Source organism: Cohnella sp. GCM10012308, assembly GCF_042649185.1.
Classification (GTDB): domain Bacteria; phylum Bacillota; class Bacilli; order Paenibacillales; family Paenibacillaceae; genus Cohnella.
Window position 1 is genome coordinate 80,529 of record NZ_JBHRYU010000026.1, and the last position, 12,666, is coordinate 93,194.

At 58.6% G+C, this 12,666-nt stretch carries 13 protein-coding genes; 12 read left to right on the forward strand and 1 reads right to left on the reverse strand.

Annotation, left to right across the window (positions count from 1 at the left end; translation table 11 throughout):
- Positions 1-10: 10 nt before the first annotated feature.
- From ACFOTD_RS23880 to ACFOTD_RS23935, 12 genes are all read left to right on the forward strand, one after another.
- Complete coding sequence (locus ACFOTD_RS23880) at positions 11-1,081, forward strand: BMP family lipoprotein (protein WP_378122448.1); 1,071 nt, start codon at positions 11-13, stop codon at positions 1,079-1,081.
- An 87-nt stretch (positions 1,082-1,168) separates the two neighbouring features.
- Positions 1,169-2,668 carry an ABC transporter ATP-binding protein gene (locus tag ACFOTD_RS23885; protein ID WP_378122449.1) on the forward strand — a complete coding sequence of 500 codons (1,500 nt, stop codon included), beginning with the start codon at positions 1,169-1,171 and terminating at the stop codon, positions 2,666-2,668.
- Positions 2,661-3,728 (forward strand): ABC transporter permease, encoded by a 1,068-nt coding sequence (locus ACFOTD_RS23890; RefSeq protein ID WP_378122450.1) that lies wholly within the window; start codon positions 2,661-2,663, stop codon positions 3,726-3,728. Before ACFOTD_RS23885 ends, ACFOTD_RS23890 begins: the two co-directional genes overlap by 8 nt.
- Entirely contained in the window at positions 3,712-4,635 is a 924-nt protein-coding gene (locus ACFOTD_RS23895; protein ID WP_378122451.1) for an ABC transporter permease, read from the forward strand. The genes ACFOTD_RS23890 and ACFOTD_RS23895 overlap by 17 nt, the downstream gene beginning before the upstream one ends.
- A gap of 29 nt (positions 4,636-4,664) precedes the next feature.
- Positions 4,665-5,342, forward strand: a complete 678-nt coding sequence (locus tag ACFOTD_RS23900) for a sulfite oxidase-like oxidoreductase (protein WP_378122453.1) — start codon at positions 4,665-4,667, stop codon at positions 5,340-5,342.
- A 2-nt stretch (positions 5,343-5,344) separates the two neighbouring features.
- The gene (locus tag ACFOTD_RS23905; RefSeq protein ID WP_378122454.1) at positions 5,345-6,082 is read left to right on the forward strand and encodes a nucleoside phosphorylase; all 738 of its coding nucleotides are present in this window, start codon (positions 5,345-5,347) and stop codon (positions 6,080-6,082) included.
- 546 nt (positions 6,083-6,628) lie between these two features.
- Positions 6,629-7,945 (forward strand): TcaA NTF2-like domain-containing protein, encoded by a 1,317-nt coding sequence (locus tag ACFOTD_RS23910; RefSeq protein ID WP_378122455.1) that lies wholly within the window; start codon positions 6,629-6,631, stop codon positions 7,943-7,945.
- A 242-nt stretch (positions 7,946-8,187) separates the two neighbouring features.
- Positions 8,188-8,496 (forward strand): PadR family transcriptional regulator, encoded by a 309-nt coding sequence (locus tag ACFOTD_RS23915; RefSeq protein WP_378122493.1) that lies wholly within the window; start codon positions 8,188-8,190, stop codon positions 8,494-8,496.
- Positions 8,493-8,840 (forward strand): DUF1048 domain-containing protein, encoded by a 348-nt coding sequence (locus tag ACFOTD_RS23920; protein ID WP_378122456.1) that lies wholly within the window; start codon positions 8,493-8,495, stop codon positions 8,838-8,840. Before ACFOTD_RS23915 ends, ACFOTD_RS23920 begins: the two co-directional genes overlap by 4 nt.
- Positions 8,841-8,852: 12 nt before the next feature.
- Positions 8,853-9,200, forward strand: a complete 348-nt coding sequence (locus ACFOTD_RS23925; RefSeq protein ID WP_378122457.1) for a DUF1048 domain-containing protein — start codon at positions 8,853-8,855, stop codon at positions 9,198-9,200.
- 18 nt (positions 9,201-9,218) lie between these two features.
- On the forward strand, positions 9,219-9,977 hold the full coding sequence (locus ACFOTD_RS23930) for an ABC transporter ATP-binding protein (RefSeq protein WP_378122458.1): 759 nt from the start codon (positions 9,219-9,221) through the stop codon (positions 9,975-9,977).
- Positions 9,978-10,751, forward strand: a complete 774-nt coding sequence (locus ACFOTD_RS23935) for an ABC transporter permease (RefSeq protein ID WP_378122459.1) — start codon at positions 9,978-9,980, stop codon at positions 10,749-10,751.
- 43 nt (positions 10,752-10,794) lie between these two features.
- On the opposite strand, the gene ACFOTD_RS23940 is transcribed toward ACFOTD_RS23935, so the two are convergent.
- Positions 10,795-12,525 (reverse strand): GGDEF domain-containing protein, encoded by a 1,731-nt coding sequence (locus ACFOTD_RS23940; protein ID WP_378122461.1) that lies wholly within the window; start codon positions 12,523-12,525, stop codon positions 10,795-10,797.
- Positions 12,526-12,666 lie beyond the last annotated feature (141 nt).

Genomic DNA, 12,666 nt, shown 5'->3' on the forward strand with positions numbered 1-12,666 from the left:
AGAGAAAAAGATGAAGAAAACATTATCGCTCATGCTGATGTTCGTACTGATCGCAGGTGTGCTCGCGGCATGCGGATCGAATAAAAACAACAGCAACAACGCTGGCAGCAGCGCCAGCAGCAGCGCTCCGGCAAGCGGAAGCGCGTCCGCTCCTGCGGCATCCGACGGCAAACCGAAAAAAATCGCGCTGATCACGCCCGAGCCGATCGGCGTCAACGCGTTTTTCGTACTGATGGACGAGGGCTTCAAGAAAGCGGGCGAGGACTTCGGCGTAACAGTAAAAACGCTTGAGTCCACGGATCCGGCTTCCATCGAGCAAAACATCCGTACGGCGGCGGCAGGCGACTACGACCTGATCATCACGGCGACGTACCAGGTCGAAGACGCTCTGAAGAAGATCGCGCCGGAATACCCGGACAAGGCATTCGCCGTCATCGATACGGTCGTCGATCTGCCTAACGTTCGTTCCATCGCGTTCCGCGAGTACGAAGCTTCGTACCTGCTCGGCGCCGCTTCCGCTCTCGTTTCCAAGTCCGGCACGGTCGGCAACGTCGTCGCCATGGACATCCCGCTCCTTTCCAAGTACACGAGCGGATTCGAGCAAGGCGCCAAGTCGATCAACCCGAACATCAAGATCCTGGTCGGCTACGTAGGCGGATATACCGACCCTGCGAAGGCGAAGGAGCTGGCTCTGCAGCAAAACGCGCAAGGCGCGGACTTCATCGCCGGCATGTCGGCCGCAGGCGACCTCGGCGTGTTCGAAGCCGCAGGCGAAAAGGGCTTCTACACGTCCGGTCAAGATACGGACAACACCGACGGCAAGCAAGTCATCCTCTCGCAGCTCAAAGGCACGGACGCCGTTGCCTACGAGACGGTCAAGGACTTCGTTGAAGGCAACTTCTCCTACGGCGTTCGCGACTACGGCCTCAAGGAAGGCGGCGTCGGCCTGACGAACGTCACCAAAGAAGGCAAGTTCCCGCTGAGCGACGCGATCGGTCAAGAAAATGTTGACAAGCTCAAGAAGATTTCCGATGATATTATTGCAGGCACGATCGTCGTCAAAAATCCTTTGCAACAATAAATGTCACTTACAAATAACCATTAATAACCGGCTGCCTCGAGCAGCCGGTTTCCTATGCTTATAAGGACCGCAGACAGGAGGGCTCGCATGCTGCTCGAGATGGAGCGAATCACGAAGAGCTACGGCAGCGTCATCGCGAACAAGGGAATCGACTTTAACTTGAAGGCCGGAGAAGTGCATGCCGTCGTCGGAGAGAACGGCGCGGGCAAGACGACGCTCATGCGCATTTTGTACGGCATGGAGCAGGCGACTTCCGGCACGATCAAGCTGAATGGGCGCGAAGCGCGCTTCGCCGATCCGAAGGATGCGATCGGCAGCGGCATCGGCATGGTGCACCAGCACTTCATGCTGTTCCCTGACTTCACGGTGGCGGAAAACATCGTGATCGGCCGCGAGCCCGGCGCCGTTCGGTTCGATCGCAAAAACGCGATCGCGCAGGTGGAGGAGCTGTCGAAGACATACGGCATCCGCGTCGATCCTCGGGCCAAGGTCGGCGAATGCCCGCTCGGCGTGCAGCAGCGGGTGGAGATTCTGAAGGTTCTCCATCAAGGCGCGGAGATTATCATCCTCGATGAGCCCACCGGCGTGCTGACCCCGCTGGAGGTCGGCGAACTGCTCGAAGCGATCAAAAAGCTGGCGGGCATGGGGAAGAGCTTTATTTTGATTACGCACAAGCTGAACGAAGTGATGAGCGTCGCCGACCGGATCACGGTACTGCGCGACGGCGAAGTGACGGGCACGCTGAGCGCTTCCGATACCAACGTGGAAGAGTTGTCCAAGCTGATGGTCGGCCGCGAGCTTGCGCCTTCTGCGAAGAAGCCTGCGAACCCCAAGGCGAACGTGCTCGAGCTCCGGGACGTCTCCCTCGGCGGACGCGGTTCCAAGCCGCTGCTAAGCCAAGTTGACCTGACGGTGCGGGAAGGCGAGATCGTCGGCGTGGCGGGCATCTCCGGCAACGGTCAATCGGAGCTGATCCAGTCGATCGCGGGTCTCATGAAGCCGGATTCGGGCACGATCTCGCTGCTGGGCAAAGACGTGACGGGCAGCAGCGCGCGGGCGCTTCGCGATGCGGGGCTGGCGCATATTCCCGAGGACCGGTATATCTGGGGCGCCAGCAAAGCCGCGACCGTCGCCGAGACGGGCATCATGGGCCACCAGAATCGGCTTGGGCGTTATGGCATGCTGCGCGGCAAGGGAATGAAGACGCTCGTCTCGGATTGGGTCAAGCGCTTCGCGATCAAGGCCGGTTCGCTCGACAACAAGACGCAGAACTTGTCCGGCGGCAACCTGCAGAAGCTGATCGTCGCGCGCGAGCTCGCGCAGAATACGCCCTTTCTGATCGCGGCGGAGCCGACGCGCGGCGTGGACATCGGCGCGATGGAGACGATTCACGAGGAGCTGCTGCGCAAGCGGGCGGAGGGCGGGGCGATTCTGCTCGTCTCGTCGGAGCTGTCGGAAATCCTGAAGCTGTCGGACCGGATCGTCGTCATGTACGAAGGAAGCATCGCGGGAGAGCTGCGCGTCGACGAGGCGAGCGAGGACAAGCTCAGCTTGCTGATGGCGGGAGGAGGAGTGCGTCATGAATAAACTCGGAGCATGGCTGCTTCCGCTTCGCGGTCCGCTGGTCGCTATCATTATCGGCCTGCTCGCGGGCTCGATCGCCATTCTCGTCGCCGGCGGCTCGATCGCGGAGACGTATAGGGAAATGTGGAAGGGCGCATTCGGCAGCTTTTACTTTTTCACGAGCACGTTGTCCCGCGCGACGCCGCTCATCCTCGTCGCCATGGGGGCTGCGGTCGCTTTCCGCTCGGGCTTTTTTAACCTCGGCGCGGAGGGGCAGATGGCGTTCGGCGGCTTAAGCGCTGCGCTTATCGGCCTACACGTGCCCGGACCGGGCTGGTTGGTCTGCATCGTCGCGATGCTTGGCGGCATTGTCGCGGGCGGGCTTTGGTCGGCGATGGCGGGTTACTTCGACGTCCGTTTCCGCGTGAATCTGCTCATTACGACGATGCTGCTCAATTATATCGCTTCGTTGTTCGCAGGCTATCTGGTCACCTATCCGTTCAAAGACAAGACGGGCGCCGGCGCGATGGCCCAGACGCAGATGCTCGAACACGCGGTCTGGCTGCCGAAGCTGTTCAAGGGCATGACGGTGCACGCCGGCTTCATCATCGCGATCGCGGCCGTCGTCATCCTGTACGTCTATCTGGCCAAGTCGGTCAAAGGGTACGAGGCGCGCATGCTGGGCGGCAACCCGTTGTTTGCCGTTTACGGCGGCGTGCGGCGGACCTCGCTGATGCTGACGACGATGTTCGCGAGCGGCGGACTCGCCGGGCTTGCAGGCGCAGCCGAGGTGCTGGGCTCGCAATATCGCTATATCGACGGCTCGTTCGCTTCGGCGGATTACGCCTGGACGGGCATTATGGCGGCGCTGCTCGCGAACGGGAACCCGATCGGCTCGGCCATCGGCGCCTTTTTCCTCGCGGCGCTTCAGACGGGCGGCATGGGCGTAGAGCTCAATACCGATGTGCCGCTCGAGATCGGCTCGGTTATTCAAGCGGTGCTCATTTTGTTCATTACCGTCAAATTCAGCTGGGGCTTTATGCGGCGCAAGAAAGGAGCGGTCGTCGATGGATCAGCTGTTTGACCTGGCCTTGTTCAACTCGGCGCTTCGCATCCTGACGCCGATCCTGCTCGCGGCGCTCGGCGGCGCGCTCTGCGCGCGCGTCGGCCTGTTTAACGTCGGTCTCGAAGGCCTCATGCTGATCGGCTCGTTCACCGCCATTGTCGGCAACCATTACTTTCAAAATACATTTCTGGCCATCCTGTTTGCCATCGTCTGCGTATGCGCGTTCTCGCTGCTCTTCGCCTATCTCAGCATTCATTTGCAGGCGAACGTCATCGTCGTCGGCATCGCGATAAACTTCCTGGCGCTCGGATTGACGACGTTCAGCTTGCGGACGCTCTTCCATGTGAAGGGCGCATACTACGATAAGGAAATGGTCGGTCTGCCGAAGTGGAACATACCGCTCATCAAGGACATTCCGGTCGTGGGGGACATTTTCTCCGGGCATTCTCCGCTCGTCTACTTGTCGATCTTGCTGGCGGGACTGCTGTGGTACTACTTCTATCGCACGGTAAACGGCTTCCGGTTCCTGGCCGCGGGCAGCAACCCGCTTGCCGCGAGAACGATAGGCATCCACGTCCGCCGTTACCAATACGGCGCGATGATCGCCTGCGGCGTGCTGTGCGCGCTCGCCGGCGCACAGCTGTCGCTCGGCCAGGTGACGATGTTCACCGAAGGGATGACGTCGGGCCGCGGCTTCATCGCGCTCGTCGCGACGATGCTCGGCCAATCCGGGCCGCTCGGCGTGCTCGGCGCAAGCGCCCTGTTCGGCTTCATGGACGCGTTCAGCATCCGGCTGCAGGGCGTGTCGTGGCCGTCTCATTTTACGCAAATGGTTCCTTATGTCGTTACGATTGTCGCGATGTTCTTTTTCCGGGACAAGGGATTCATCAAAGACGCTCAAAATGCCGGCTCGAGCTCCAGATAAGCCGGACGCGAGAGGAGATCACACCGAAGATGCACAACAAAGCGGACCGTCTGAAAAAAGCGAAGGTGCCGGCCGCGGCGTCCAAGATCGATCCGGCGCTGCGCGATCGCGTGCCCCCGGGGCAGACCGTCACGGAGAAGTTTCCGATCCTGCACGAAGGCGACGTGCCTGTCTATGATATGAACGAGTGGCGGCTGACGGTGTGCGGCGAGGTGGAGGAGGAGCGCTCCTTCACGTTCGACGAGATCATGCGGATGCCCGCGACCAAGGTCGTGCGGGATATCCACTGCGTGACGCGTTGGTCCAAGCTCGACACCGAGTGGGAGGGCGTGCTGTTCCGGGACTTGCTGCCGCAGCTCGGCGTGAAGCCGGAAGCGAAGTTCGTCATGTTCCATGCCGACCCGGACTACGAGACGAACGTGCCGCTGGAGGACCTGCTGAAGGACGATGTCATGCTCGCTTACCGCTTTGCGGGGGAGCCGCTGACCGACAAGCACGGCTGGCCGCTGCGCACGCTCGTACCGCACCGCTACTTCTGGAAAAGCGCGAAGTGGATCCGCCGCATCGAGTTTATGAGCGAGGACCGGCCGGGCTTCTGGGAACGCAACGGGTTCCATAACGAAGCCGATCCGTTCGCGGAAGAGCGGTTTTCCGGCGAGTCGATACCGATTCCCGAGGACGAATGGACGAAGAAGGAGTTCGATTAACGATGTACTTGCCGATATTGCAGATCCAATCCGAAGACATTCCCGAATACGCGATCGTATGCGGCGATCCTCGCCGGGCCGAGGTCATCTCGCGCAAGCTGGAAGGCGCTCGGGAGCTGGCGTTCGCCCGCGAGTACCGCACATTCGTCGGCGACTATCAAGGCGTGCGCCTCGCGGTCGTCAGCCATGGCGTCGGTTCGCCGGGCGCGGCCATCTGCTTTGAGGAGCTGATCCGCGCGGGCGTGAAGACGCTGATCCGCGTCGGCACCGCCGGCTCCTACTCGGAGCAGACGCCGGCGGGCAGCCTGATCGTCAGCACGGCGGCCGTCCGGGCCGATGGGCTGACCCGGTCGATCGTGCCGGACGGGTTCCCGGCCGTCGCGGACAGCCGCATCGTCGAGGCGCTCGACGCCTCGGCGCGGGAGCTTGGCGGCGTCGTGGGCCGGGGCATCACCGTGACGGTCGACGCCTTTTTCGAGGGCGCGCTGGATATTCCGCACAAGACGTACAAGAAGGCGGGCGCCATCGGCGTCGAGATGGAGATCGCCGCGTTGTACGTCGTCGCGAGCTTGCGCGGCGCGCGGGCGGGCGCGATCCTGGCCGTCGACGGCTACGCGGACGCGGACCTCGCGGCCGAATACGACCCGCACACCGATGCCGTCGCGCAGGCGGTCGAGCGGGAGATTGAGGCGGCGCTGCGCGCCGTCGCGAGGCTGGCTGAGCAGGATACGAAGGCTTAGGCGGAACTTGGGCGGAACGATTTATAGTAGCCATTATAGATAAGGCAGTGCGCTCCGAGCGGGACTCGGGGCGCTTTTTTATTTGGGCCGGCGGGCCGAGGCCTGTTTGATGCGATGGGTCGTGGCGGATGTGAAGAGGCGAGGCGAGGACTATCGGATGTGGCGGACGTGACTTGGCGAGGCGAGGCGTGGCGTGGCGAGGCGAGGCGAATACCTGCATTTATACATGTATTTTTTGCCGACCGGCGACGCTTAATGAAATGCCTGCAAATGTGCAGGTATTTGCCCAGTATAGACCGGAATTTCGACTGACTGAAGGAATTAGATGTATATCTGCATCAATTTTCTCTGAAACGGTCGATGGTGACGGAAAAGGATGTATATTTGCAGGCATTACGGCTTTTAGAGTCACTTGGTCGACGTATAGATCAATCTAACGGAACAGCTCTTGGACGAGCAGTCGGTAGGTGTCGTGGTCGGAACTTCCCCCCATTCCATCTAAGATTTATCCCGTGTACAAGGGAGCTGGGTTATGGGAGAATCAATATGAAAATCATTCCTATTACTGGAAGGTCGGAAACGATGAAAGCAAAGTTCATATTTATGTTTATACTGATGCTCATTGCGAGCGTGGTGCCCAATACGTATTCAAACTCTTTTGCCGCGTCAGCCACGAAGCAGGCAGACAGATGCTCGATTGATTCGGATAGCGGTGCCAAGTTAGTGATAGGCGATCCTTATTTGGGCGATGCCTTTTTTTCTGTAAATTGCGGTTATCTCTCCGATGATGGTGACTTAGCGAGTCAGGCCATTTTTAAGATCGATTCTGCGTACCTGACAATAACCGAACATAGTGCCGTAGGAATAGCGGTCACTGCTAAAAAGGCAGGTATTGTTAACGTGCAAGCGACCATGCCGGATAAGAGCGTAGTTTCTTTGAGGGTCACAATCATGACGAAGCAGCAGTATGATGCCAGCCGGGATCCCGATATACTGACCATCGATGAAGCGCTGGCGCTGGTGCGAATGAAGGTCAATGACGTTCATGGCGAGTACGGGTATTCCTTTATGTATTCGGATGGCGGCTACGTATTCAAAAATATGAACAGGGGAGAAGCCCTCGGCGAGAGCGAGATCTTCAGGGTCGATCCGGAGTCGGGTAACGTATATGGCTATCTGGACGATCAATACATCGATAATTTGATGGTCGATAAGCATGATCCGCCTTTTACCCCCGAACAGTGCGCACAACTGCTAAAGGAACGTTACTTGAAGACGTTGCCGGACACTCAGACGGTCGAAGCTACCGGCAATTATTCGAAGGGACGTATCGAGATCGGCGTGTTCTCGCTGATTAAATCGGGGAAGACTGGCAAGATGGTAGCGAATTACAACTCAAATTACACAACGTACCTGGTGGATCCGGCAACCGGGGACGTATTTAACGCGCTCTCCTTTGCCTACAAAGGGTCCATTTCTTCCGTCAAAATTACTCGGACCAAGAATCGGACGATCTATGTCAATGACTTGCTGCAGGATTACTATCGGAAGCTTTCTGCGGCAGTGAACGAAAACCGCTCAAGCGCGCTTGACGATATTCTGAAACCGGGAAGTACGATCGATAAGCAGCAGCGCCAATTTGCCAAAAGCATGTACCGTGCAGGTACGAAAGAGCAGTTCGGCAAAACTTATAGGATCGACCATACGGAGCAGGTTTCGCCTAAAATGATGAGGATTTACGTATCGGAGCAAACCTCGGTTACGCCTAAGAATGGAAAAACGCGAATCGTTGAGGAAAAGTGGATGTATCAGGCCGAGAAAGAAACCTATGCATGGCGATTTACGGAGATGAAAAGATGGTAATCAGTGTACGGTCTGCGGAGCAGGGGACTTATCCCTTGCTCCTTTTTTATGGCTCGATGCCGGGTGACAAAGCGATCGTTTTTGCATAACCAATCCGCGCACACTATAAATGGGCAGTAACATGAAACAAAGACTGTTGACAGCACTAGCTACTACGTGTTACTTTATAGCAGTAGTAAGTAATACTGCATACCAGTCGTACAGAATAGTGAAGGGTGATTGCATTGGAAAACTTAACGGAAATGCTCAAAGGCGTGCTTGAGGGCTGTGTCCTTGAAATTATTAGCCGCAATGAAACGTACGGCTACGAAATTACGCGGCAGCTGAATGCCCTCGGCTTCGCGGACGTCGTGGAAGGAACGGTATACACCATCCTGATCCGGCTTGAAAAAAACAAGCTGGTGGAGATCACCAAGAAGCCCTCCGAACTGGGGCCGCCGCGCAAGTTTTTCGCCATCAACGACGACGGCCGAGCGGAGCTCCGGAAGTTCTGGGAAAAGTGGGAGTTCGTATCATCCAAAATGAACGAGTTAAAGGAGAAATCGCAATGAACTTTTGGGAAAAGATCACCGGAAGCGACATGACAAAGGAAATGAAAGCTTTTGAAGCGCGGGCCAAAAAGCTGCCGGCCGATTATCAAGCGGCATGGGGAGAATTGAACGCCAATCTGTGGTCGTACGCGAGCTTCAGCGGCCGCAACCTGATGCCCATTTTGGACGGCGCACTTGGCTTGCTCGAAGAGTCGGCTGCGGAAGGCCAGCGCGTTCAAGAGGTGCTGGGCGACGATATCAAAGGCTTCTGCGCGGCACTGGCCGGCGAAGAAGGGGCAAAGTCTTATCGCGACAAGTGGCGCGAGCAGCTCAACCAAACCGTAGCCAAAAAATTAGGCAAATAGGAGGAAAACAAAATGAACATTCGCGATATCATCGAGGGCAAAAAAGAATGGCGGGCGCACGTGGCGCGCGTCAAGGCGCTCCCGCAGGATTATCAGATCGTTTACAAAGAGATTCAAAAATACCTCTTTAAAGTTGGCCCGGTCGAGCTGACCGAGGGGACGGGATTGCTGTCGGGCATCGTCGATCTATTCGAAGAGGGCGCGGCGTCAGGCAAGGGCGTGCTTGAAGTGACGGGCAGCGACGTGGCGGCCTTCTGCGACGAGCTGATCAAAGACTCGAAAACGTACGCCGACATCGCTCAGGAATCCGCGAATAAGGCCGTCAACAAGGCCATGAAAAAGATGACGAATAAGAAATAGTAAAGGAGGAGAGCGACGATGGAAAAGGCGATCGAAGTGAAAGCCCTAAAGAAATCCTTCAAAGGCAAGGAAGTTCTGAGGGGCGTCGATCTGGAGGTGAAGAGGGGTGAGATCTTCGCCCTGCTCGGCGCGAACGGCGCGGGCAAGACGACGATGGTCCGCATCCTCGCCACGCTGCTTAAGCCGGACGGAGGCGACGCCTTCGTGAACGGATTCGAGGTCGCTTCTGAGCCCGAGCGTGTGCGGCATGCAATCAGCCTGACCGGGCAGTTCGCTGCGGTAGACGAGGTGCTCACCGGGCGGGAAAACCTGATCATGATCGCCAAGCTGCGGCATCTCGATCGTCCGCGCCAGGTGGCGGACGACCTGCTGAAGCGCTTCGGCCTGACGGACGCCGCCGACCGGAAGCCGTCCACGTATTCGGGCGGCATGCGCCGCCGGCTCGACATCGCCTTGAGCCTGGTCGGCAAGCCGAAGATCGTTTTCCTCGACGAGCCGACTACAGGGCTCGATCCGGAAGCGCGCATCGAGGTATGGAAGATCGTCAAGGAGCTTGCAGACAGCGGCACGACGATCTTCCTGACGACGCAGTATCTGGAGGAAGCGGAGCAGCTTGCCGACCGGATCGCCATTTTGCACGAGGGTCGGATCATTGCCGGCGGCACGCTGGCAGAGCTCAAGAAGCGTTTTCCCCAAGCTAAGGTCGAGTATGTGGAAAAGCAGCCGACGCTGGAAGAAATCTTCCTCGCGATCATCGGCAAAAAGGAGGCCATCTAAATGGAAACGGCAAAAAGCCACTTTTTTAGCGATATGAGCGTGATGCTCGGACGTTCCATGCGCCATATTTTCCGCAGCGTGGACACGATCTTCACGGTCTGCGTCACGCCGATCGCGATGATGCTGCTATTCGTCTATGTGTTCGGCGGCGCCATTGAGACCGGTACGGACAACTACGTGAACTACCTGCTGCCCGGCATCCTGCTGATGGCGATTGCCAGCGGGGTCGCTTATGTCGCCTACCGCCTGTTCTTGGATAAACAACGCGGCATTATCGAACGGTTCAACTCCATGCCGATCGCGCGTTCGACGATGCTGTGGGGGCATGTGCTAACCTCGGTCGTATCCAACGTCATTTCGATTGCCGTTATCATTCTCGTAGCGCTCGCGATGGGATTTCGCTCTTCGGCAGGGATCCTGTCCTGGCTCGCCGTAGCGGGCATCCTCGTGCTGTTCACGCTGGCGCTCACTTGGATCGCGGCCATCGCCGGACTGTCCGCCAAGACGGTCGAAGGTGCAAGCGCCTTTTCCTACCCGCTGATCTTCCTGCCCTTCATCAGCTCCGCGTTCGTGCCGACCGAGTCGATGCCCGCCGTCGTTCGCGCCTTCGCCGAGAACCAGCCGGTGACCTCCATCGTAGAAACGATCCGCGCGCTCCTGTCGAACCAACCGGTAGGCCACGATATCTGGGTTGCGCTGGCTTGGTGCTTGGGCATATTGATCGTCGCCTACGCCTTCGCGGTGCGGGCCTATAATCGGCATTCCTCGCAATAACGCAATCTTGCGGTTCATCGATCCATCCGTCCAGGCGATGCTCTCACGCGGACGCCATCGTCTTGTTCCGTCCGGACCGCTTCGCTTCGTAGAGCGCCTCGTCCGCCCGCAGGAACGTAGACTCGAAGTCTTTGCCCTGATCGGGAAAACTGGCGATGCCGATCGACACCGTAATCGGCCGGCCGGTCGGACTGAGGGTGTTTTCCACGCTACCCCTGATCCTCTCCGCCATCCTGGATCCGCCTTCGAGCTTTTCTCCCGGCAGGACTGCCACGAATTCTTCGCCTCCAAATCGACAGACCAGATCCGTTTCTCTGCATTCGGAATTCAGGATGTTGGCCAGATGAACGAGCGTGTCATCTCCGGTCTGATGCCCATACCTGTCATTGATGTTCTTAAAATGGTCGATGTCGATCACCAAAAGCGAATATCCGGTACCGGAGTCGACGACTGCGCTTGCCTTCAGCCGCTCGTCCAGCCCCGCGCGGTTGAGCAGTCCGGTCAGATGATCGGTTCGCGCCTGCAAGCCGAGCTCGTCCGCTTGTCGTTGAAGCCCTTGCATGGCGGTGATCATCGCTCGAGCCAAGTGGTGCGCCTCATAGTTCCAGTGGCTCTCGAACGGAGGCCTGCCTAAGCGATTGCCCGCCGCGATGTTGAGTGCGGCAGCGGTCAGCTTCGCGAACGGCTCGGTCAGCATGCGCGACATCCATAGGCTGAGCAGCAGAAACGCCGCGATGAGCGGCACGCTCCATTTCAGCTGCGCCATAAGCAACTCGCGCTTCGCTTCGTTCACAATGGAGACGGGGGACTGAACGACCATCCCCCAATCCAGCTCGCCAACGCGCAAGAAGCCGACGAAGCTGACGACGCCACGCCCGTCGGCCATAACGGCGGTCCTAGGCGCGGCCGCGTCGTTGGCGCCCGAGGCCGTTCCAGGCGGTCCGCCCGGTCCGCCCGGTCCGCCCGGTCCGCCCGGCGCATTGGACCCGGGCAATGCCGGCGGCGGCCCCGGCCGGCCGCGGACAATCGTGTCTGCGCTCCGGCTCCGGAACGTCGCGAGAAGCGCCTCCGCCTGCACGGCTTCCCCTGTCCGGTCCGCTTGCGCATTCATCATCATCTCGCCGGATCCGTCGACCAGATATGCGTAAGTCCCCGGATCGCTCTTAATTGTATGCGCGAACATATCGGAGAACACGTTACTGCGCTGCAGATCGATGAGCCCCGCGATATAGACGGCCGTCCGCAGGGAGCCTGCCGTCACTGGATAGACAGCCAGCGCGACCCGATGCCCGCCGGGCGCGACGAACGGCGCCGACATCGCGGGATCCGTCTCGCGTCCCGTAAACGTCAGCTTCGCCGAATCCTCTATCCGATCGCCAACCGCGAAGCCCGACCCGGGCGTCGCGGCAAGCACCTCCTTTTCCCCGTCGATCAGCATGGCCCCGTTGAACATACCGCTGCCGAGGAGCAGCGCGCCGAGCAGTCGCGAGCTTTCCCCGCCGGTCGTCAGTCGTTCGTCGTTCATGTACTGCGCGGTGCTGCCGAGCTCTCTGAACATAAGGTTCTTAATCGTATTGGCCGAGATTGCGAGATTGCGCGCCGCCTCAAAGTTTTTACGCAGCGTCGCCTTCGTTAACGTCTCGTTCTGGCGATGAAGCGATACCATCGTCAGCGTCGCTGTCGATCCCACCAGCGTAAGGGAGAGGAGTCCCAGGAGCAAGATTTGTATCTTAAACCTTCCTTGGCGCATGCGATGCTCCGATTGGCGTCTCATCAGGCACTTCCTTTTTGCCGATTCTCCTACGAATGAACATGACTTTGTGCCTGCGTTCATTTTTTATTATCGGATTTTACAGGGTTACTTGAAGAGAGGCGTCCGAGATAACGTCCCTTTAACACGGGTGTGATAAGATGG

Excerpts from the sequence above, each read along its gene's own strand:
- ACFOTD_RS23905 (WP_378122454.1), top strand. The coding sequence starts at position 5,345 with ATGTACTTGCCGATATTGCAGATCCAATCCGAAGACATTCCCGAATAC.
- ACFOTD_RS23920 (WP_378122456.1), top strand. The coding sequence starts at position 8,493 with ATGAACTTTTGGGAAAAGATCACCGGAAGCGACATGACAAAGGAAATG.
- ACFOTD_RS23890 (WP_378122450.1), top strand. The coding sequence starts at position 2,661 with ATGAATAAACTCGGAGCATGGCTGCTTCCGCTTCGCGGTCCGCTGGTC.
- ACFOTD_RS23880 (WP_378122448.1), top strand. The coding sequence starts at position 11 with ATGAAGAAAACATTATCGCTCATGCTGATGTTCGTACTGATCGCAGGT.
- ACFOTD_RS23915 (WP_378122493.1), top strand. The coding sequence starts at position 8,188 with ATGCTCAAAGGCGTGCTTGAGGGCTGTGTCCTTGAAATTATTAGCCGC.
- ACFOTD_RS23935 (WP_378122459.1), top strand. The coding sequence starts at position 9,978 with ATGGAAACGGCAAAAAGCCACTTTTTTAGCGATATGAGCGTGATGCTC.
- ACFOTD_RS23925 (WP_378122457.1), top strand. The coding sequence starts at position 8,853 with ATGAACATTCGCGATATCATCGAGGGCAAAAAAGAATGGCGGGCGCAC.
- ACFOTD_RS23930 (WP_378122458.1), top strand. The coding sequence starts at position 9,219 with ATGGAAAAGGCGATCGAAGTGAAAGCCCTAAAGAAATCCTTCAAAGGC.
- ACFOTD_RS23900 (WP_378122453.1), top strand. The coding sequence starts at position 4,665 with ATGCACAACAAAGCGGACCGTCTGAAAAAAGCGAAGGTGCCGGCCGCG.
- ACFOTD_RS23940 (WP_378122461.1), bottom strand. The coding sequence starts at position 12,525 with ATGAGACGCCAATCGGAGCATCGCATGCGCCAAGGAAGGTTTAAGATA.
- ACFOTD_RS23895 (WP_378122451.1), top strand. The coding sequence starts at position 3,712 with ATGGATCAGCTGTTTGACCTGGCCTTGTTCAACTCGGCGCTTCGCATC.
- ACFOTD_RS23910 (WP_378122455.1), top strand. The coding sequence starts at position 6,629 with ATGAAAATCATTCCTATTACTGGAAGGTCGGAAACGATGAAAGCAAAG.
- ACFOTD_RS23885 (WP_378122449.1), top strand. The coding sequence starts at position 1,169 with ATGCTGCTCGAGATGGAGCGAATCACGAAGAGCTACGGCAGCGTCATC.